The organism is Desulforamulus aeronauticus DSM 10349 (genome assembly GCF_900142375.1).
GTDB lineage: Bacteria > Bacillota > Desulfotomaculia > Desulfotomaculales > Desulfotomaculaceae > Desulfotomaculum > Desulfotomaculum aeronauticum.
In genome coordinates this window covers 1-20988 of record NZ_FRAR01000006.1, presented here as the reverse complement: position 1 = coordinate 20988, position 20988 = coordinate 1, and the positions used below count along the sequence as shown (strand labels likewise).

The window sequence follows — 20988 nt, the reverse complement described above, 5'->3', positions numbered from 1 at the left end:
GTGTCTCATGAGTGAAAAAAGAAGTGTTATTTTGGTTACTGATGGAGATCAGATTGCCCGTCGTTCCCTAGAGGTAGCGGCTCGTAACATTGGTGGCAGGTGTATCTCGATGTCAGCGGGGAATCCCACCTTGCTGAGTGGGGCAGAGCTATTAGATTTAATTAAAAGTGCCGCCCATGATCCAGTTATTGTCATGTTTGATGACAAAGGACAGGAAGGGATGGGCTTTGGCGAAAAGGCTATGGTAGAAGTGTACAACGATCCGGATATTCAGGTGTTAGGTATATTAGCAGTGGCTTCTAATAGTGGTTTTTGTGGAGGTACCAAGGTGGATTGTTCTGTTACTCGAACCGGTGATATTATCCCGGGGCCGGTAAATAAATTTGGCAAGGCCTCCCGTCTCAAAGAGTTACATGGGGATACAGTGGAAATTATAAATGATATGGATGTACCTGTGGTGGTTGGGGTTGGTGATATAGGAAAGATGGAGGGCGCAGATGACTACCATTATGGTGCTGCGATCACAACACGGGCGTTACAAGAAATAATAGAAAGGAGTGGATTTAAATGGGAGCGGCAACCATAGAGAAGCAAGCTCCGAAGGTATCGACCAATCTGGAAAGAAACATGGCCTATTTAAACAGTGTTATGGGCTATGGAAAAAGTTTTGATATTGTGTTACGGCGTTTTAATGTAGGTGGCAAAGAAATTGCCATGTATTTTGTTAATGGTTTTGTTAAAGATGATGTTATGGCACTCATTTTGCGTAACCTGGATGAGCTTAAGCGAGTAGATGTTACGCCCAATAGCCTTCATAAATTATTCAATGAACATATCAACCACATTCAAGTTGAAGCAGTGGATGAACTGGAGAAAGTCATTGATCAGGTTCTTAGCGGACCCTTGGCCCTGTTAATTGAAGGGGAAGAACAAGCTCTCATCATTGACTTACGACAATATCCCTCCCGTTCACCCCAGGAACCGGATTTAGAAAAGGTTGTCCGTGGACCTAGAGATGGTTTTGTGGAATCCCTGGTCCCAAACTGTTTGCTGATTAGGAGACGGTTACGGGATCCTAGGCTGCGCAACGAAGTTATGCAGGTCGGTACCCGCTCTAAAACAGATATTGTTATTTCCTACATAGAGGATGTAACTAACCCAAATTTAATCAAAAAAGTTAAGGAAAACTTGCAAAGAGTTAAGATTGATGGCATTCCTATGGCAGAAAAAGCCATTGAAGAACTGATCCAACCGGGAAAGTTTGGTCATTTGTTCCCCAAGGTACGGTTTACCGAGCGTCCCGATGTAGCTGTAGCCCATCTACTGGAGGGTAGAATACTCATCATGGTGGACACCTCTCCCAGCATTATTATTACTCCCTGTACCCTGTGGGATCACCTGCAGGCGGCAGAGGAATATCGTCAAGGGCCGCCTGTGGGTATCTATATTCGCTGGGTAAGATATCTTGGTGTATTGATAGCCTTGTTCCTCTTACCGCTCTGGTTCTTAGTAGCCATCCAACCCGAATTACTGCCCCCGGCCTTAAAGTTTATTGGTCCAAATGAACCTGGGAGAATTCCTCTTATTGGCCAGTTTATCATGGCAGAGATGGCCATTGATATGATTCGCCTGGCTACGATACATACCCCCACGCCTCTAGCGACTTCCACGGGTATCATTGCCGCTTTGTTAGTGGGTGATGTAGCTATTAATGTTGGATTGTTTAATGCAGAGGTGGTTATGTACACAGCCATTGCAGCCGTTGCATCTTTCTTGATACCCAGCTATGAACTGAGCTGGTCCATTCGCTTGGTTAGGTTGTTCCTGCTGGTAGCTACTGCAATCTTCAAACTGCCGGGACTTATCATCGCTGCCTTGTTGACGTTAGCTTATTTGGTAGGCACCAAATCAATGGGTGTACCTTACATGTGGCCTCTAATTCCTTTTAATTTCAAAGAAATGGTAAATGTTTTAATTCGTACTCCTGTTGAAGTAAGAAATACGCGACCTGCTATTTTTCATCCCAAGGATGTAGTAAGACAAGCCGTCTCTGAACCCGCACGTAAGCCGGAAAAAGAGAAGTAAGATAATGTAAGGTCCTGCGGATGCTGCGCAGGACCTTTCTTGTAGGGAAAAGGTCTGAGGGTTTTAGGAGATTGGGTAACTAGGCTGAGTTCATAAAAGCGATTGCGTGTGTTTTTTTATCATTGTACGAAATTGGCTTACGGTAACCCCCAATTCCTTACTTGCTGTTTCGAGGGTGTAGATGCGCTGCTGCCATTTGTCATAAACCGGGTAAAACTTTTCGGGAATAGGAGTTGGAAAACGTCCTAAATGTTTCCCCTGGGCTTTAGCCAGGGCAATGCCCTCCGCTTGGCGTTGCTTTATATTTTCTCGTTCTGCCTGTGCCACGTAGGAAAGAAGCTGTAGGACAATATCAGATATTAGAGTGCCTATTAAATCTTTATTTGTTCTTGTGTCAAGAATCGGCATATCTAAAATAACAATATCTGCTTTTTTATTCTTAACAATTTCCCGCCATTCCTCTTGTATATCATCGTAGTTTCTACCTAAGCGATCGATACTTTTGACAACGAGAACATCGCCTTCCTTCAGTTTTCGTTTTAATTTTTGGTACTGAGGTCTATTGAAATCCTTACCTGACAATTTATCGCAGAAGATGTTTTTGTCAATAATCCCCCAACGTAAAAGCTCTATCCTTTGCCTTTCAATATTTTGTTCCAAGGTAGACACTCGCATATAGCCATAAAAATTTTTCATAAAAAAACCCCCTGTCATTCGTATTATGATAGGAGGTAAAAACTTTTATTCCTGCTATTGCTACAAAGGTACACCTACATAACAAACACTTAAAATGTCTTTTATTAGCAAAAATATTAAAAAAGTGATAGGGTTTTGTCGAAATACGTGGTATATTTTATGTGGGGATATGTGCCATTTTTTTTATTCCTGCTATTGCTATAAAGGTGTACCTTTATAGCTGGAAAACCCATGTTTAGGCTTATTGAGAGGACAGGCCAAAATAAATTGCAAATTATGTAGAGAGGAGAAAGGTGGTATTGAAAAACTTAACCATCAGTAAGAAATTAATCGTCGGTTTCGGGTCTATACTTATTTTGATGTTGTTGTCCACCATGCTGTCTATCTTTAACATCAACAACATTAATCGCCAGGTGGAGCTATACGAAAAATACACGGTGCCCAATGCGGAGTATATCAGAGTTATGCAGGTGAGTATGCAGAATATTCTTCATGAAATGCTGGAAGCGATTTTAGCACAAGACCTTCAGTCTTCCCAGGCGGCTTTGGCTTCTGCCAATGCTAATGGTAAGGAAGTGGCAGCTGCGTTGGAGGCATACAAGAATAACCAGCTGAATCATGACGAGGACGCTGAGATTGAAAAGATCAATCGGATTATAACCGAAGCAGCAGACAAAAGAGTAGAAATTAATGACCTTATTTTAAACCATTCAAAGGAAAATATTGATCAGGCCTTGGGCTTATATATGGATGAATATAAACCGAGACTGGCGCAAGCCATGGAAATTATGCGTAGTCTCTCTTCAGCAGCTAAAGAACGAGCAGCGCAGCAAAGTGCCGATGCGGCAGCTGCCAGTAAGTTAGCGAGGTTTGAGTTCATCACTTGCACGATAGTATCTGTTGTACTGACAATGATTGTCATATTCGCCATCAGAAGATCCATCTTAAACCCGGTCAATGAAATCGTGAGCGTCTTTGAAGAAATTTCTAAGGGGAATATGGGAACCGAGATTAAATACGAAAGCCGCGACGAGATGGGCAGAATGGCTAAGCTTATCCAGAGCGGCAATAGGATGCAGGGCGCCATCCTCGGGGATATGGTAGAAAAGTTTACCCGGATAGCCCAAGGTGATCTGCGCATCAAGCTGGAGCTTGACTACCCCGGCGATTTCAGGCCGCTCAAAGAGGCGATGATCAATACCGTTGCCGCCTTGAATCATACCATGCAGACCATCAACACTGCTGCCGAGCAGGTTAGCACCGGTGCCGACCATGTTTCAGGCGGCGCACAGGCCCTGGCGGCGGGTTCTACCGAGCAGGCTGCTTCTGTCGAGGAACTAAGCGCTTCCATTGAAAATGTCGCAGAACAGGCCGCGGAAAATTTGACCACTGTTGAAATTGCAGCAAAATCTGTTAAGAAGGCGGGGGCAGATGTCAACGCCGGAAGCGAGCAGATGAAACAACTCACCGAGGCGATGGCGAATATCGGGTCTTCCTCCAATCAGATCGCCAATATTACAAAGGTCATAGAAGATATCGCTTTCCAAACGAGTATTCTTTCCTTGAATGCTGCCATTGAAGCAGCCCGCGCAGGAAGTGCCGGTAAAGGCTTTGCTGTTGTGGCGGATGAAGTCCGCAATCTTGCCGCAAAATCCGCAGCAGCCGCCAAGCAGACCGCAGAGCTGATCCAGGCTTCTGCTGCCGATGTGTCCAAAGGTACGCAAATAACGGCGCAAACTGTGCAAATTCTGAAGGATGTAGAGGTGAGTGCCCAAGGGGTGGCGGAAGGCTTTAGCAAAATTGAACATGCATCTGCCGAGCAGGCCCATGCAATCGAGCAAATTAGGCAGGGACTGGCTCAGGTTTCCGCCGTTGTGCAGACAAATGCGGCTACCGCGGAAGAAAACTCTGCCACTAGTGAGGAAATGTCTGCCCAAGCCGCTATGTTACGCGAGGAAGTTGGAAAATTCAAGCTGGCCGCGATCGGCGAAGAGTAAGGAACAATATAACAGAACGTGAAACTGCCCCGGCTCTGGGGAATATTGAGGTATCGCTGATGAACAATACCAAAAGTGAAAATCTCTTGCAAACAGGAAACAACGAACTACAATTATTGGAATTCCGCGTCGGCGACAATAGTTATGGGGTTGACGTGACCAAAGTACACGAACTGCTGCAATATTGTCCGGTTCAGCCAATACCTAACGCACCGACGTGCGTAGAGGGCATTATCTGCCCCCGCAATCAACTAGTAACCGTGATTGAACTTGCCGCTTACCTGCAGCATCCTCCTTCGGGACGAGCGGACCGGGATATCTTTGTCATCGCAGAGGTCAATCAAGGGAGCTTTGCCTTCCATGTACATCAGGTGATTGAAATTCATCAAATTTCACAGGATGAGATTGAAATACCGGACATGTTTAGAGACGGAGACGGTGTGGTGACAGGAGTCGTAAAAAAAAGTGGTGTGCTGATATGCATACTTGATTTTGAGAAAATCATGATAGAAATCAATGGGTAACCAAGAATCCCCTAAACAAGAAGCGGGTTCATTTAGAATGATTGTGAAGAAATATTGAGAAAGATTATTGGTTTTATCTATTGGCAGTCAATTTGCTGTAACTGAAACCCATACAGTTATAAAGTAGGGTTATCATACGTAAACCAATCGAGCCGATGGCTGACGGCTGAAAGCTGAAAGCTGAAAGCTAAACAAGGGAGTGGTGCAAAAAAGTAATTTTGCGCCACTCCCTTGGGTTTAGCTACTACAGAACATCGGTTATCGTGCCACTGCTCCGTTTTTTGCCACAACAGTGGCGCTATCTTTCTCACTTCTCAAATGTTTGGCAAGTTCATAATCCTCCGGAGTATTTACATTAAAAAAGATTTGATCCCACTCATTATCTGCACGTTGGTTGAAATCCAGATAATTTATGTTAATTAATTCGTAAAAGGAAATAATTTTAGGTCGCTCCTGTTTCTGCAGTACCTTTTCGACGTAGGGTAGACAATCCTTGCGGTAAGCTGCATGTAAAGGCTGCAGGTATTTATTTTTTTTAGGCACCATGGCTTGGTATTCCTCCAAGCCAGACAACAGTTCCTGCGCCAATTGCGGGCTAAAAAAAGGCATATCACAGGCCACAAAGAACCCACAGGGAGTAGACATATGCTTCAGGCCACTATGAATTCCAGCCAGGGGACCTTGCTTAAGGAAAATATCAGGATATACAGGTACATTAAATGGATGATATAGTTCAGGTGTATTACTAATAATTAGTATTTCTTGAAAGTGCGAAACCAGTTGATTGATAATGGTTTGGATAATAGTTTGACCTTTTAACATTAGTAAAGCTTTGTTGGTTTTCATACGACTACTGTTGCCGCCCGCCAGAATTATGGCAGAAAACGCTTTCGTTTTTACCATTACTTCACATCTTTCAGATTTAATTGAAGATCAAAAAAACTTTTGTAAAAAAAATCCAAGACAACTCAAATTGTACGATAATCGAAGAAGGTCTGTAAGAAATCTTAAAATTTACTTCTAAATACCTGTCTACAGAAAGCCAAGTATTTTTAAATTCTTTGGAAAATATAATATCATTATACCTGTGGGACTATGCTTTGAAAAGGAGGCTTAAAAGATCAGTCGTCATTGAGTCTTTTTATTTTAAATTTTCAGACCATTATGATATTAAGGTTGCCAAGCATATGCTTGTTTGGCATAATGAATACAAGTACTGATACCTAATTATTAAACACGGAAAGGGGAGTGAACATCTTCTTCGAGGGAATTTTTCAACCAACCCACCTGATCTTAATTTTAGTTGTGGTCCTCATCATATTTGGTCCGGGCAAGTTGCCTGAAGTGGGCAAGGCCATGGGAAAAACCGTCAGTGAATTTAGAAGGGCCACATCGGCCAGCTTTGAGCAGGAAGACAAAAAAGTTGCTAAAGAAGAAACAACTTCAAAACAAGAAACAGAGAAATAAACCAGAGATTAGAACCCATTATAAAGAATCCCGGTAAAACCGAGGGGGTTAAAGGTTACATGAAGAAAATAAGCAGGCGCGATTTTTTAAAAAGTATAGGACTTGGCACCGCAGGGTTAACTTTAGTGGCTAGCCCTGCCTTGGCATCCGAGTCCCACTCTACAATTACTGGAGAGAAATTACCCTCCAAAATTAGAAAAGTGAAAGAAACTTTTACCGTTTGTGCTTACTGCGGCTGCGGCTGTGGTATCATTCTTTACAGTAATGACAAAAAAGAAATGATTTTCTGTGAAGGTGACCCTGATCATCCCATTAATGAAGGATCCCTATGCTCCAAGGGTAATGGCATTATTGATGTCTATAATAACGTTAATAAAAAGAAACAGCGTGAAGTTAACAAACGACGGATTACCGAACCGTTATACCGGGCTCCTGGCAGTTCCCAGTGGGAGAAAAAGAGTTGGGACTGGGTATTAACCGAGGTTGCTAAGCGTGTCAAAGCTGCCCGTGAAGCCACCTTTGAAGAGAAGGATGACAAAGGCGTTACCGTTAATAGAACCACTGCCATAGCTACCTTTGGTAGTGCATCCTTGGACAACGAAGAGAACTATTTATTACACAAGATGTTTAGATCGTGGGGGCTCCTGAATATTGAGCACCACGCCCGTCTCTGACATAGCTCCACAGTAGCCGGTCTGGCTGCTTCTTTCGGACGGGGTGTTATGACCAACCACTTTAACGATTTTATTAATACCGATGTATTTTTGATGATTGGTTCCAACTCTGCAGAAAACCATCCACAAGCCATGAAATGGATTGTCAAAGCGAAAGACAAAGGTGCAAAGCTGATTGTGGTTGACCCACGTTTAACCAAGTCCGCCGGTATGGCAGATCTCTTTGCTCGCCTGCGTCCGGGTACTGACATTGCTTTCATTAACGGAATGATTAACTATATAATTGAAAAAGATCTATATTTCCACGACTATGTGCTGAATTATACCAATGCTAGCTTCTTGGTTAATCCGGAATACAAGTTTGCAGATGGCGTATTCTCCGGTTTAGCTGAAAAAGACGGCAAAAAGACCTACGACACCCAAACCTGGCAATATCAAATGGACGGCGACCCTGTTAAAGATGGCATTCGAGAAGAAGCCATAAAAAAAGATCTCACCCTGCAGGATCCCAATTGTGTTTTCCAAATCCTAAAAAAACACGTTAGCCGTTATGACATGAAAACCGTTTCTAAAATTACCGGTACTTCTGAGGACATGCTGAAGAAGGTATATGATTTATTTGCTTCCACCGGTAAACCGAACAAAGCCGGTAATGTCATTTACGCCATGGGTATTACGCAACATACCTATGGATCTCAGAACTGCCGTGCTCTTTCTGTATTACAGTTAATGCTGGGTAATATCGGTATTGCGGGCGGTGGGGTTAACGCCCAACGGGGTGAATCCAACGTACAGGGCTCCACTGACTTTGCCATGCTGAACCAATATCTGCCCGGTTATAACCCGATGATCTACGCCCATAAGCATACTAAACTACAGGATTATTTTGACAAAGATGTACCAAAGACCAGTTACTGGTCTAACCGTAATAAGTTCTTAGTGAGTATGCTCAAGGCTTGGTATGGTGACAAAGCAACCCAAGAAAATGATTTCTGCTTTGACTATATCCCCAAGCACGATAATAAAAACCGAACTCACATGGGTATTTTCTCTGATATGGCTGAAGATAAAGTAAAGGGTATGATTGCCTGGGGCCAAAACCCTGCGGTAGGTGGTCCTTCCTCCTTCCAGGGACGGAAAGCTATGGAGAAGCTGGATTGGCTGGTAGCTGTGGATTTGTTTGAAACAGAGACAGCGGCCTTCTGGCATCGTCCGGAAGCGGACCCTAGCAAAATCAATACCGAGGTATTTTTCCTGCCTGCGGCCATGTCCTATGAAAAGGAAGGTACAGTTTCTAACAGTGGACGTTGGTTGCAATTCCGCTATATGGCGGTTCATCCACCGGGTCAGGCCAAGAGTGACCTGTGGATTGCCGACCGACTATTTAAAGCCGTTAAAAAGGAATACCAGAGTGGTGGTAAGTTCCCAGCTCCCATGATGGATATGGTCTGGAATTACGATATACCAGGTGAAGATGAACCTAACATTGAGCAAGTGGCCATAGAAATTAACGGCTACGATGTAAAAACCAAGGAAGTATTACCTGGTTTCGCCAGGCTTACAGCTGACGGTTCCACTGCTTGCGGCTGCTGGATTCACAGCGGTTACTGGGCCATGGATAAGGAAGCTGGCACTGTAGCTTGCAAACGCCGTCTGAAAAAGGATAAATCAGGCTTAGGCTTATTCCCACAGTATGGCTTTGCCTGGCCGGCGAACCGTCGTATTGTTTACAACCGTTGCTCTGCCGACCCAGCGGGTAACCCCTGGAATCCAGAGAAGGAATTGGTTAAATGGGATAGCCTGGCAGGTAAGTGGATCACTGCGGATGTCCCGGACTTTGGTGCTACCAAACCAGCAGCGGAACCCGGTGGCCAGCCTACACCAGTACCGCCAGACAAGACGGTACCCTTCCTGATGCAGGAAGAAGGTCGCGGTCGTCTGTTTGCGGTGAAGGGTGTTAACGACGGGCCGTTGCCGGAGCATTACGAACCCATTGAAAGTCCAGTGCAGAACATTCTTTCCAAACAACAAAACATGCCTTTGGCGACTAGATTCAAGGGTGATTTTAGTAAAGTAGCGCCAACCGGCAGCACTGAATATCCCTATGTAGGCACTACCCACCGGGTGATTGAACATTACCAGAGTGGTGCAGTGACCCGTAATAGCCCGACCTTAGCAGAGGCTTCTGCACATATGTTTGCTAACATTTCGCCAAATTTGGCCCAGAAAATTGGTGTTAAAACAGGTGACGATGTCCTCCTCGAAACCGTTCGCGGCTCCATCACTTGTAAGGTGGCTGTCTCCGGTGTTTGTGTTCCTATGAACATCGACGGTAAAGAGGTAGAAGTGATTGGTATGCCCTGGTGCTTTGGTTACCAAGGTATCGCCCAAGGGGCTACCGCCAATGACCTGACACCCAGCGTGGGTGACCCGAACACCAGTATTCCGGAATACAAGGCCTTCTTGTGCAATATCAAGAAAGCCAGCAAATATTAGAAGCAACGCTAAGGGGGTGTAATAATGGCTAAAGGTGTATTAGTTGATATAACTAGATGTATGGGCTGCAAGGCTTGCCAGGTGGCCTGTAAACAATGGAACGACCTGCCGTCTAAAAACCCTGAGTTTACAGACGGCTTAACCAGCCCGCCGGATATGGACGGCTATAACTACACCATAGTACGAATTGAAGTGGTGGAGGATAAAAAGAATAACGATTATACCATAAGATCGGCCAAACGCCAGTGCATGCATTGTGAACATCCGGCCTGTGCGTCGGCATGTTTTGCTAAAGCTCTGCAGAGAGATCCCAAAACGGGTGCGGTGGTTTACTATCCCCATCTGTGTGTGGGCTGCCGTTACTGCATGCTGGCCTGTCCCTTTGATATTCCTAAATACGAGTGGGATAAACAATTCCCCTTGGTGGCGAAGTGCCAGTTCTGCTTCGATCCCGAAGGCAAGTATGATCGCCTGGGTTATGGTTTAGCGCCAGCCTGTGTGGACACCTGCCCAACTGGTGCTCTGAAGTTTGGCGAGAAGGATGATCTGCTCAAAGAGGCCTGGAACCGCATTAACAGCGACCCCAAGTACCTAAAGCATGTCATGGGCGAGAAAGAAGCCGGTGGCACATCCTGGCTTTATATTTCTGACGTACCCTTTACAACCTTTGGTTTCCGTCCTAATCTGGGGACTAACCCGTTGCCGGAGTACTCCCACAACTTCCTCAAATGGACACCGATTATTGCGGTGGGTTGGGGCACTCTATTGACGGTAATGTACCACTACACCAAGCGTCGTGAACAAGTTGCTTCTGAAAGCAACAAAGATGTTCCTATGTAGTGACGGAAAAAGGGGATAGGGGGGAAAAATAATGTCAGAAAATAAAGGATTGCTTACAGAAATTATGGAATATAAGTGGAAGTTTACCATGACTACCACTCGCAAGGTATTGTTAATGCTGGCTGGTCTAGGGATAGCCTGCATGATCTTCCGTCTGGCTACAGGTTTAGGTTTGGCGACGAACCTGAATGACAAATGGCCCTGGGGCCTCTGGATTGGCTTTGACGTACTAACCGGGGTGGCCCTGGCCGGTGGTGGTTACGGTACGGCCCTTATTGTACACGTGCTGCACCGGGGGAAATATCATGCCATTGCTCGCAGTGCCATGTTAACTTCTTTGTTAGGTTATCTTTTAGTTATGGCAGGGTTGTTCATGGATATCGGTCAATGGTTTAACTTCTGGCGGCCCTTTGTATCTTGGGGACACACCTCTGTGTTGTTTGAAGTTTTCTGGTGCGTGTCTTGCTATACCACGGTACAGGTACTGGAATTTGGTGAAGTCATTACCGAAAAGGTGGGCACTAAGTATCATAACGTCTTTAAAAAGGCGTTACCTGTATTGATGATCGTCGGTATAATTTTCCCAACCTTGCACCAATCCTCACTGGGGGCACTGTATTTAATTATGGTGGATAAATTATATCCCCTGTGGTGGTCACCCTTCTTGGGCTTGTTCTTCTTAATGTCCTCTTTCTTTGTCGGACCGGCCATGATTTGTGTGGAAACGGGCCTGGCAGGCAGAGCCTTTAAGCACGAAGTGCCCATCCATGTACTACGGGGCTTGGTGAGAATCGCTGGTTGCTTTATGGTGCTTTATCTAGCCCTGAAGCTTTATGATCTTGCCAACCGTGGTGTATTTAACTTAGTCTTCAAGGGTAACCTGGAAGGGAACCTGTTCCTGCTAGAACTACTCTTGGGTGTGATTATCCCAATCTTTATTGCTTTCAGTGGTATGAGCAATACCCGCAAAGGACTTATTACCTTTGGCGTATTGGTCAGCGGCGGCTTAATCTTCAACCGGATGAACGTAGTATTTACCGGCATGTCCGCAGCACTAGGCGGCTGGTACTTCCCTTCCGTGATGGAGTGGGCTGTTAGTATCGGTCTGGTAGCCATCGGTGTTCTGGCCTATTGCTTTATCGCTGAGAACTTTAATATTATGGGTCATGATGAACACCATCATAATGCCGCTGCTTAAAGCGGGGCAAAAGGAGCTGCTCTAATGGAGAAAAGAAATGACAATGACAAGCTGGCAAACTTTTACCTCGAAGTTATGGATTTAGGAAATGATGCAGCATCATTAGAGTGTAAGCTTACTCTAGATTCCGAACAAATAAAGCGGTGGGAGCAGGGAGAAGCGATATTAGCCTTGGTTCCCCCGTCCATAGATGCCATAAAGTGGTTTGAACATTTTTATTCTGTGGCCCAGGCCTGCCAAAGGTGGCAGGCCGGTCCACGGCCTGTTTCAAACGCTTTTTTGCAGGCACTACAGGATATGGACAAGACTACCTGGGAAGAGTTTATTAACTCCCTGTTCAAGGTAGATGGTCAAAAAACTAGGTGGGCTAAAAAATTAAATATTTCCCTTGAACTGTTAGATTTCTTAGCCCAAGTCACCTTTCGACCACTGTTAAAGACCTATGGAGAGGAAGTGGCTAAGCAATTACCCCTTGGTGATTGGGCCCATGGTCATTGCCCTGTGTGTGGGGATCAACCGACCATGGCTAAATTAGCTGGTTCGGAAGGTTACCGTAAATTATTCTGTGGTCGTTGTGAGACGGAATGGCGGTATAAAAGAATTGGTTGCCCCTATTGTAAAGATGAGAACGCTTCCGAGGCATCTTTTATAGCACTGGATGATCATAAGCAATACCGTGTCTATCTGTGTGACCGTTGCAAAAGCTATTTAAAAACGGTAGACGAGCGGGTTAGTGGAGAGGTAGATCTGTTTTGTGAGGATTTAGCCACTGTTGAATTGGACAAGTTAGCCCAGTCAGAGGGATATCAACGAGGCGACAAGAGGCAACAGGTCTAAAGCAACAGTCACTTGCAGAGCAGAAGGGGGAAATCGACTTTGGTAGAAGAAAAGGATCAAACGATGATGGAGCACCTGGAGGAACTCCGCCGGGTGCTAATTATCTCTTTGCTTGCGACGGTTGTCATGGCTGGTGTTTGTTGGTTTTTTAGTGATCGCATCATGGAAATTATTTTAAAACCGGTTTTGGCAACCGGTAACAAAATGCACTACATCGGCATTTTGGAAGCCCTCATGACAAAAATTAAGTTATCCTTTTTTCTTGGCTTCCTGGCTGCCCTCCCGGTAGTGCTTTGGCAATTTTGGGCCTTTATTATGCCGGCACTGCGCAAGATGGAGAAGGTTTACTTTACCCTCTTTGTGATAGTGTCTTACGTGTTTTTTATTGCTGGTATCCTATTTGCCTTTTACACCGTATTTAGCGTTGGGGTCAAGTTTTTACTGCATTTTGGTGGGGAAGAACTGCTGCCCATGCTGACCATTAGCAATTATGTTTCCTTTGCCATGATGTTTATTTTACCCTTTGGTATCGTTTTCGAGCTACCCTTGGCCGTCTTTCTGTTGGCCCAACTGGGTATCATTAATTATGAATGGATGGTCAAAAAGAGGAAAATGGCCATTCTAATTTCAGTAGTGACCGGTGCAGTTATGGTGCCCTCCCCGGATATAATCACACCTTTGATGATGGCTGCACCCATGTATTTGATGTTCGAAATAGGTGCTTCCATTGTTAAACTGGTAGAATGGCTGAAAAAGAGGAAAGCAAAGCGTCAAGCTCAGGCAGAGGCTTTAGAAAAAATAGCGGAAGAAAGTAACGTTACTGCTAGAGAAGAGGAAAAATAGTTTTAGGTAACGATGAATGATAAACTAATTTAACAAGAAGTATCTTTCCAGGGACCTGCTGACAGCAGGTCTTTTTATTATGTTTAAAAGTATAAAGAACTAAGGTTACAAAGGTAAAGGCTTTTAAGTATGTCCATGTCAATAAATTGAACATCGAGAAAAGTAAGCATTTTTGTGAGTGTCAACAATCTAGACAATTAAATTAGAAGGTATTTTTTAAAAACTGTAGAAATTTAAAAAATAAACATTTGTACAGTAATTGACACATGTGCCTTAGACAAGGAGGGATGTACCTTAGAAATAAACAACGGTATTTCGGATCATAATTTTTGTTAGGAGGTTTTTTTGTTGGGACAACGTGAACAGTGGGGATCTAGATTTGGTTTTATCATGGCGGCGGTGGGATCTGCCGTAGGGTTAGGAAACATTTGGAGATTCCCCTACATGGCGGCTGACAACGGCGGTGGTATTTTCTTTCTTTGCTATTTATTTGCTCTCTTAACAGCTGGTATCCCGATCATGATTCTAGAGTTTGGTATCGGTCATAAATATCGTGGCAGTGCCCCACTTACGTTCTTTAAAATTAATCCCAAGTGGGAGTGGTTGGGCTGGTGGCAGGTACTGGTTTGTTTCTTTATTTCAATTTATTATGTTGTGGTTATTGCTTGGGCCTTATCCTACGTAATATTTTCACTGAATATAGCTTGGGGAGATGCTCCAAAGGACTTTTTCTTTGGTAGCTATTTAAAACTCACTGGTGGTCCCTTTGAATTAGGCGGTATCAATACACAGATTTTATTACCACTGGCTGTGGCCTGGATTGTCGCCTTTGTTGCTATTTACACCGGTGTTAAAGCGGGTATTGAACGGATAGCCAAATATTTAATTCCTATTTTGTTTTTCATGGTTGTATTTATTGTTATCCGTGGAGTTACTCTACCCGGTTCCGCAGCAGGTCTGAACTTCTTATTTGAACCGGATTTCAGCAGAATTTTTGACTACAAGATTTGGACTGCAGCCTATGGACAGATATTTTTTGACTTAAGTATTTGTTTTGCTATTATGATCACTTATTCCAGTTATCTGCCCAAAAAATCAGACGTTGTAAATAACGCCTTTACCACCTGTTTAACCAACTGTAGCTTCAGTGTATTAGCAGGTATGGCGGTATTTAGTATCTTAGGACATATGGCCTTTACCCAAGGAGTAGATGTAAAAGAGGTTGCTAGTGCAGGGGTAGGCCTTGCCTTCATTACTTTCCCAGCAGCGATTAGTTCATTAGGGAGTGCTGCTCCTATCTTCGGTGTCCTATTTTTTCTCGCACTGACCTTTGCTGGTATCACGTCACTAATTTCCATTAATGAAGCTGCCATTGCCTCAATCATGGATAAATTTGAGATGGGACGTAAAAAAGCAACTATTATGTATACTGGTACCGCTGCAGTTTGCAGTCTGTTATTTGCAACTGGGGCCGGTCTTTACATCTTGGATATTGTGGACCATTTTACCAATAACTTTGGTATCGTGTTTGCCGGACTCATTCAGGTATTGCTACTCGGTTGGCTGTTTGACTTGAAATCCATTAAGGATCACGTAAACCCAATCTCTGACTTCAAAATTGGTAATTGGTGGTTGTTTGCCATTAAAGTAGTCACTCCATTGGTGGCTGGCTACACTGGTATCATGACCTTAATCGGCGATCTGAAGAAGCCTTATGAGGGCTATCCGCCGGATGCTTTGTTCTGGATGGGTTGGTTTGTTTTAATTGTGATTGTGGTTGGCGGTGTGCTGATGGCCTCTTACAAGTGGAAAGGTGAACAAACTCTTGTTAAAGGGGGGATTTCTCTTGACAGGTAGTGCAATTTTTATGATGGTGTTGGCTATGATTTTACTTTGGGGCGGTGCAGCCTACTGTCTGTCCGTTGCTTTAAGAAAGAAATTCTAAGAGAGCACAAAAAGCTAGGGGTGCTGGTTTCGATACCAGCACCCCTAGCTTTTTGTGCTCTCTTAGAAAGTATGGAAAAAATGGTTAAGGCACAGAGGATGGTGCTTTACAAATAAAAATAGTACAATATGATTTATTGAGAAACAGTATGGAGGTGTGTTATCCCTGGACGAAAAACTGGAAGAATTGTTAACCAAGTACCAGGACACTCCCGGAGCTTTGATACCGGTACTACAGCAAGCTCAAGAGATTTATGGCTATTTATCCCCGGAACTAATACGCATCATCTCCTCGAGATTACGAATACCCACTTCTCGCACCTATGGGGTAGCTACCTTTTATTCACAATTTCATTTAAAACCCAGAGGGCGACATATCATTAAGGTATGTCAGGGAACTGCTTGCCATGTGAGAGGTGGCAGTAAACTAATGGAAGTATTAAAAAATTATCTTGGTGCCCAGCCAGGGGAGACTACGGAGGATCTAAAATTTACTTTAGAAACCGTGGCGTGTCTAGGAGCCTGTGGTTTGGCCCCGGTAGTGATGATAAACGACCAAACGGTAGGTCAACTAACACCGGAAAAGGTGTTGCAAAAAATTACCACGTGCGAATAGGGGGCAGAGGACATGAGGAATTTAATGGAGGCCTGTTGTCAGCGGTGTACTCATACACCGGCTTCACCATGTTCTGAGTACCTGCTTTGTCGTACAGAAGGCCCCCTTTGCCATGAGAGTAAAGAATGCCGACAGCAACGCAAAGCATTCATCGATGAAGTTACCATTCCCTCTGATTCTCCCGGTAGGCAAATCATCGTCTGCGGTGGCACCGGCTGTACCTCTTCGGGAGCAGCAAATTTAGTTGATTTACTGAACCAGGAGATAACAGCTCATAATCTGGGAAATTCTGTCCAGGTGAAAAAGACTAGTTGCCACGGTTTTTGTGAGAATGGGCCGATTTTGCATATCAAACCAGAAGGGATTTTTTATACCAAAGTTAAACCTAAGGACATCCAAGATATTGTGCTTAGCCATTTGGTTAACCAACAAGTTGTTAAACGATTACTTTATCAAGACACCGCAGGCAACAGCTACCCGTACTTTCAAGATATTCCCTTTTATGCCGGCCAAACCCGGTTGCTTTTACGAAATTGCGGGCAAATCAATCCAGAATCACTGGCGGATTATCTAGCAGTGGGAGGATACCGCAGTCTGGTTAAGGTGTTGCAGCAGATGACCCCAGATGAAGTAATTGAAGAAGTACAGCGTTCGGGCCTACGGGGAAGAGGCGGGGCGGGATTTCCCACCGGGCGAAAGTGGGCCTCGGCCCGCAAAGCGGCAGGGGATGTAAAATACATCATTTGTAATGCGGATGAAGGAGATCCAGGGGCCTTTATGGATCGCTCTCTTCTGGAGGGAGACCCCCACTCAGTACTGGAAGGAATGCTGATTGCCGGTTTTGCGGTAGGTTCCACCAAGGGTTATATCTATTGTCGGGCGGAATATCCTCTGGCCATTAAAAGACTGAAAATAGCGATTCACCAGGCTCAGCAAGTGGGCCTTTTGGGCAGCAATATCATGGGTTCCGGTTTTCAATTTGATATTGCGCTAAAGGAGGGTGCCGGCGCCTTTGTGTGTGGTGAAGGCACGGCCCTGCAAGCCTCCATTGAAGGCTTACGGGGCATGCCTCGGGTAAAGCCTCCCCGCTCAACCGAGAAGGGACTTTGGGAAAAGCCTACGGTGTTGAACAACGTAGAAACGTTAGCCAATATTCCGGTGCTGATCCAAACTGGAACGGAAGCATACCGTAAGTTAGGTACAGTAAAGTCCCCGGGCACTAAAATTTTTGCCCTAAGCGGTGCGGTTACCAACCCTGGATTAGTAGAAATTCCTATGGGACAACCCTTACGAGAGATTATCTTTGGTATTGGGGGCGGTATCCGGGACGGTAAAAGTTTTAAAGCAGTCCAACTGGGAGGACCTTCGGGCGGTTGCCTTACAGAGCAGCACCTGGAACTCCCGGTGGATTTCGATTCCCTCACCACCGCCGGAGCTACCATTGGTTCCGGTGGTATGGTGGTCATGGGTGAGGATACCTGCATGGTGGATGTGGCTCGTTTCTTTCTGGCCTTTACCCAGGCAGAATCCTGTGGCAAGTGTACTCCCTGTCGGGAAGGCACCAAACGGATGCTGGAAATTTTAGAGCGGATTTGCCAAGGGAAAGCAGATTTAAAAGACTTGGGGGATTTGGAGAGACTGTGCCGTGTGGTCAAAAATACATCCCTCTGCGGATTGGGGCAGGCCTGTCCTAATCCGGTACTCTCCACGTTACAATATTTCCGGGAAGAATATTTAGCCCATATTGTAGAAAAACGGTGTCCCGCCGGAGTTTGTTCCTCCTTGGTACGATATAGCATTGCTGCCGATCGCTGTCGGGGCTGTGGACTGTGCCTTAAGAATTGTCCGGTGGGAGCCATTGAAGGCGAGAAAAAACAGCCTCACACCATTACCGCCGAGCGGTGTATTAAGTGCGGCGTCTGCCTGGATAAATGCAAATTTGGGGCCGTGTTGCGCGGCTAGGAGGTGAAGCAGGTGTCTGAAGTTACCATCATCATTAATGAACAGCCAATAACTGTACCTGCCGGGACAACCATCTTGACGGCTGCCAGAGATGTCGGCATAGAAATTCCTACCCTTTGCCACGACCCGGAAGTAAGCCGTTACGGTGGTTGCCGCCTTTGTGTGGTGGAGGTTGCGGGCTGGGGTAGCCTACCTGCTGCCTGTGTTACCGAAGTTCGGCCCGGTATGGTAATCGAAACCGAATCTGCCAGGGTTTTGGAAGCCCGTCGTACCATTTTGGAATTACTTTTAGCGAACCACCCGGAGGATTGCTTAACCTGTGAGAAAACCGGGGCCTGTGCGCTGCAGGATTACGCCTATCGCTACGGGGTTCGGAGGGGTGCCTTTTTAGGCGAAAGACAAAACCATCCGGTTGAGGCGGACAACCCCTTTATTGTTCGGGATATGAATAAATGTATTTTGTGCGGTAAGTGTGTTCGGGTATGCTCCGAGGTAGTGGGCCGCAGTGCGATCGATTTCAGTCACCGGGGTTTTCGGGCTCGGATAGCCACTGCTTTGGACGAGGGTTTGCAGCAGTCCGGTTGTGTTTTTTGTGGCTCTTGTCTGGAGGTGTGTCCGGTGGGAGCTCTCACTGGAAAACAAAGGCGTGGTAAAGGTCGTCCCTGGGAAATGACTTCTGTAACCACCACCTGTCCTTATTGTGGGGTAGGCTGTCAACTAAAACTGCAGGTGAAAAATCAACGGGTAATTGGTGTCATGGCTGGTGGCAGTGGTCTTAACGGACGACATCTGTGTGTCAAAGGACGTTTTGGTCATGGCTTTATTCACCACCCGGACCGCCTGAAAAAGCCTTTGCTTCGCAAAGCAGGTGTTTTGCAAGAAGTTAGCTGGTCGGAAGCCTTGGCCTACACAGCACAACGACTAAGCCAAATTAAACAACACAGCGGTGGTGCAGCCATCGGGGTGTTGGCTTCTGCCCGCATTAGCAATGAAGAGAATTATCTGTTAAATAAATTTGCCAGACGGGTTTTAGCTACCAATAATCTTGATCATTGTGCCCGACTCTGACACTCTCCCACGGTCGCCGGTCTGGCGGCTGCTGTAGGGAGTGGAGCAATGACCAATTCCATCGATGAGATTGCCGGGGCTGATTTTATTTTGGCTATTGGCAGTAATACCACCGAAGCCCACCCAATCATTTCTCTGCGTATTCGCAAAGCGGTCCAGCGGGGAGCAACTTTGGTGGTGGTGGACCCACGTAAAACAGAATTGGCGGAACTGGCAGGACAACATCTACAACTGGTATCGGGCACAGATATTATTTTGCTCAATAGCTTGGTACATGTGATTTTGGAGGAAGAGTTATGGGATCAGGAGTTTGTCCGATCCCGCTGTGAAGGATTGGCTGATTTAAAACAGGCCGTAAAATCCTATACACCGGAATATGCGGAGCAGCTCACCGGTATACCGGCTGCTGTACTGCGGCAAACCGCCCGGGGCTATGCCCAAGCGGCGAAGGCCACGGTCGTCTATACCATGGGCCTAACCCAGCATGTTTCCGGGACGGATAATGTTTTAGCCCTGGCCAATCTGGTTTTGCTGTGCGGCCAAATCGGCCGGGAGTCCACCGGGATCAATCCTCTACGGGGGCAAAACAATGTACAGGGTGCCTGTGATATGGGGGCACTGCCTAATTTTTTCACCGGTTACCAGCCGGTGGCCGATGATGCCTACCGCCAAAAGTTTGCCGAGGCTTGGGGTGGCCCCTTACCGGCACAACCGGGGTTAACCTTGGGTCAAATGATGGATGCCGCCCAGCAAGAAACCCTAAAAGCCATGTATATCGTAGGTGAAAATCCGGTGCTTGCCGATGCCGATGCCCATCATGTGGCGGATGGCTTAGCGAAGCTGGACTTTTTGGTGGTGCAGGATATTTTCCTTACCGAAACTGCTAAGCTGGCCGATGTGGTATTGCCTGCTGTCAGTTTTGCTGAAAAAGACGGCACTTTTACCAATACCGAACGTCGGGTACAGCGGGTACGCCAGGCCGTTCCGCCCCTAGGAGACAGCTTGGCAGACTGGCAAATTATTAGTGCTTTATCCAATCTGCTGGGTTATCCCATGTCTTACGGTCATCCGGAAGAAATCTTCCGGGAGCTTGCTAAAGTAACACCCTCTTATGCTGGAATAAGCTATGCCCGGTTGGAGCAGGCAGGAATCCAGTGGCCCTGTCCGCAGGCAGACCATCCAGGCACGCCATTTCTGCATCAAGGAGAATTTGTTAGGGGTAAAGGTAAGTTTCATGCGGTTCATTATTTATCGCCGGCAGAATTACCCAATGAACAATATCCTTTGCTACTCAATACCGGTCGCAGGCTGTTCCATTACCATACCGGCAGTATGACACTACGTACCGGTTTACAGGAAATTTGCCCGGAGGAACGGCTTGATGTCAGCTTACAGGATGCAACAGCTTTGGGGCTAAACCAAGGGGAAAGGGTGCGATTGACTTCCCGTCGGGGAACCGTCATCAGCTCGATCCACATATCCGATAGGGTGCCCCGAGGCATGGTCTTTGCCTCTTTCCATTTTCCAGAGGTAGCCATTAACCAACTAACGAACGATGCCCGTTGTGCTAAGTCCAATATTTCTGAATTTAAAATATGTGCTGTTAAAATTGAAAAAATTTAAAAGCTGGTGTCGGTTATAAAATTTGAACCGAACCAGAGTAAATAGACACGGAAAAGAAAAGCAAATCGTAGAATATTTTTGATTTACACCGCCTGGCTCCGTTTTTCAAACGGGGTCA

Annotated in this window: 17 protein-coding genes; 15 read left to right on the top strand and 2 right to left on the bottom strand. The window is 45.7% G+C overall.

Features of this window, described 5'->3' with window-relative positions; genetic code table 11:
* The first annotated feature begins 7 nt into the window (after positions 1–7).
* Positions 8–586 carry a stage V sporulation protein SpoVABEA gene (spoVAEA, locus tag BUA78_RS02415; protein ID WP_072910703.1) on the top strand — a complete coding sequence of 193 codons (579 nt, stop codon included), beginning with the start codon at positions 8–10 and terminating at the stop codon, positions 584–586.
* Positions 568–2085 carry a spore germination protein gene (locus tag BUA78_RS02410; RefSeq protein WP_072910702.1) on the top strand — a complete coding sequence of 506 codons (1518 nt, stop codon included), beginning with the start codon at positions 568–570 and terminating at the stop codon, positions 2083–2085. The genes spoVAEA and BUA78_RS02410 overlap by 19 nt, the downstream gene beginning before the upstream one ends.
* A 90-nt stretch (positions 2086–2175) precedes the next feature.
* On the opposite strand, the gene BUA78_RS02405 is transcribed toward BUA78_RS02410, so the two are convergent.
* The gene (locus tag BUA78_RS02405; protein WP_072910701.1) at positions 2176–2781 is read right to left on the bottom strand and encodes a recombinase family protein; all 606 of its coding nucleotides are present in this window, start codon (positions 2779–2781) and stop codon (positions 2176–2178) included.
* Between the two features lie 299 nt (positions 2782–3080).
* Between BUA78_RS02405 and BUA78_RS02400 the strand changes: the two genes are divergently transcribed.
* Positions 3081–4778, top strand: a complete 1698-nt coding sequence (locus BUA78_RS02400) for a methyl-accepting chemotaxis protein (RefSeq protein ID WP_072910700.1) — start codon at positions 3081–3083, stop codon at positions 4776–4778.
* A 59-nt stretch (positions 4779–4837) separates the two neighbouring features.
* A complete protein-coding gene (locus BUA78_RS02395; RefSeq protein WP_072910699.1) occupies positions 4838–5302 on the top strand; it encodes a chemotaxis protein CheW in 465 nt (154 codons plus the stop codon).
* A 258-nt stretch (positions 5303–5560) separates the two neighbouring features.
* Here the strand turns inward: BUA78_RS02395 and mobA are convergent, their stop codons facing one another.
* Entirely contained in the window at positions 5561–6205 is a 645-nt protein-coding gene (gene mobA, locus BUA78_RS02390) for a molybdenum cofactor guanylyltransferase (protein WP_072910698.1), read from the bottom strand.
* A 345-nt stretch (positions 6206–6550) separates the two neighbouring features.
* Between mobA and tatA the strand changes: the two genes are divergently transcribed.
* From tatA to fdhF, 11 genes are all read left to right on the top strand, one after another.
* On the top strand, positions 6551–6769 hold the full coding sequence (gene tatA, locus BUA78_RS02385; RefSeq protein ID WP_084082278.1) for a twin-arginine translocase TatA/TatE family subunit: 219 nt from the start codon (positions 6551–6553) through the stop codon (positions 6767–6769).
* A gap of 59 nt (positions 6770–6828) precedes the next feature.
* Positions 6829–9939: a formate dehydrogenase-N subunit alpha gene (gene fdnG, locus BUA78_RS02380; protein ID WP_084082277.1), complete on the top strand. Its 3111-nt coding sequence runs from the start codon at positions 6829–6831 to the stop codon at positions 9937–9939.
* 24 nt (positions 9940–9963) lie between these two features.
* Positions 9964–10779 carry a 4Fe-4S dicluster domain-containing protein gene (locus BUA78_RS02375; protein WP_072910697.1) on the top strand — a complete coding sequence of 272 codons (816 nt, stop codon included), beginning with the start codon at positions 9964–9966 and terminating at the stop codon, positions 10777–10779.
* Between the two features lie 31 nt (positions 10780–10810).
* Positions 10811–11977 (top strand): NrfD/PsrC family molybdoenzyme membrane anchor subunit, encoded by a 1167-nt coding sequence (gene nrfD / locus BUA78_RS02370; protein ID WP_072910696.1) that lies wholly within the window; start codon positions 10811–10813, stop codon positions 11975–11977.
* Positions 11978–12001: 24 nt separating this feature from the next.
* The gene (locus BUA78_RS02365) at positions 12002–12814 is read left to right on the top strand and encodes a formate dehydrogenase accessory protein FdhE (RefSeq protein WP_072910695.1); all 813 of its coding nucleotides are present in this window, start codon (positions 12002–12004) and stop codon (positions 12812–12814) included.
* 39 nt (positions 12815–12853) lie between these two features.
* Complete coding sequence (gene tatC, locus BUA78_RS02360) at positions 12854–13657, top strand: twin-arginine translocase subunit TatC (protein ID WP_072910694.1); 804 nt, start codon at positions 12854–12856, stop codon at positions 13655–13657.
* Between the two features lie 348 nt (positions 13658–14005).
* Positions 14006–15514 carry a sodium-dependent transporter gene (locus tag BUA78_RS02355; RefSeq protein ID WP_072910693.1) on the top strand — a complete coding sequence of 503 codons (1509 nt, stop codon included), beginning with the start codon at positions 14006–14008 and terminating at the stop codon, positions 15512–15514.
* Positions 15504–15602 carry a methionine/alanine import family NSS transporter small subunit gene (locus BUA78_RS19835; protein ID WP_139257222.1) on the top strand — a complete coding sequence of 33 codons (99 nt, stop codon included), beginning with the start codon at positions 15504–15506 and terminating at the stop codon, positions 15600–15602. Before BUA78_RS02355 ends, BUA78_RS19835 begins: the two co-directional genes overlap by 11 nt.
* Before the next feature lie 156 nt (positions 15603–15758).
* Positions 15759–16217 (top strand): NADH-quinone oxidoreductase subunit NuoE, encoded by a 459-nt coding sequence (nuoE, locus tag BUA78_RS02350; protein ID WP_238456690.1) that lies wholly within the window; start codon positions 15759–15761, stop codon positions 16215–16217.
* Positions 16218–16229: 12 nt separating this feature from the next.
* Positions 16230–18179, top strand: coding sequence for an NADH-quinone oxidoreductase subunit NuoF (locus BUA78_RS02345; RefSeq protein WP_072910691.1), 1950 nt, complete (start codon positions 16230–16232; stop codon positions 18177–18179).
* 12 nt (positions 18180–18191) lie between these two features.
* Positions 18192–20870, top strand: coding sequence for a formate dehydrogenase subunit alpha (gene fdhF / locus BUA78_RS02340; protein WP_084082276.1), 2679 nt, complete (start codon positions 18192–18194; stop codon positions 20868–20870).
* Positions 20871–20988 lie beyond the last annotated feature (118 nt).

What these genes read in the sequence shown, in the direction of transcription:
- BUA78_RS02345 (WP_072910691.1), top strand. Translation starts at nt 16,230, where the DNA reads ATGAGGAATTTAATGGAGGCCTGTTGTCAGCGGTGTACTCATACACCG.
- BUA78_RS02395 (WP_072910699.1), top strand. Translation starts at nt 4,838, where the DNA reads ATGAACAATACCAAAAGTGAAAATCTCTTGCAAACAGGAAACAACGAA.
- BUA78_RS02375 (WP_072910697.1), top strand. Translation starts at nt 9,964, where the DNA reads ATGGCTAAAGGTGTATTAGTTGATATAACTAGATGTATGGGCTGCAAG.
- nrfD (WP_072910696.1), top strand. Translation starts at nt 10,811, where the DNA reads ATGTCAGAAAATAAAGGATTGCTTACAGAAATTATGGAATATAAGTGG.
- BUA78_RS02410 (WP_072910702.1), top strand. Translation starts at nt 568, where the DNA reads ATGGGAGCGGCAACCATAGAGAAGCAAGCTCCGAAGGTATCGACCAAT.
- BUA78_RS02365 (WP_072910695.1), top strand. Translation starts at nt 12,002, where the DNA reads ATGGAGAAAAGAAATGACAATGACAAGCTGGCAAACTTTTACCTCGAA.
- BUA78_RS02405 (WP_072910701.1), bottom strand. Translation starts at nt 2,781, where the DNA reads ATGAAAAATTTTTATGGCTATATGCGAGTGTCTACCTTGGAACAAAAT.
- mobA (WP_072910698.1), bottom strand. Translation starts at nt 6,205, where the DNA reads ATGGTAAAAACGAAAGCGTTTTCTGCCATAATTCTGGCGGGCGGCAAC.
- spoVAEA (WP_072910703.1), top strand. Translation starts at nt 8, where the DNA reads ATGAGTGAAAAAAGAAGTGTTATTTTGGTTACTGATGGAGATCAGATT.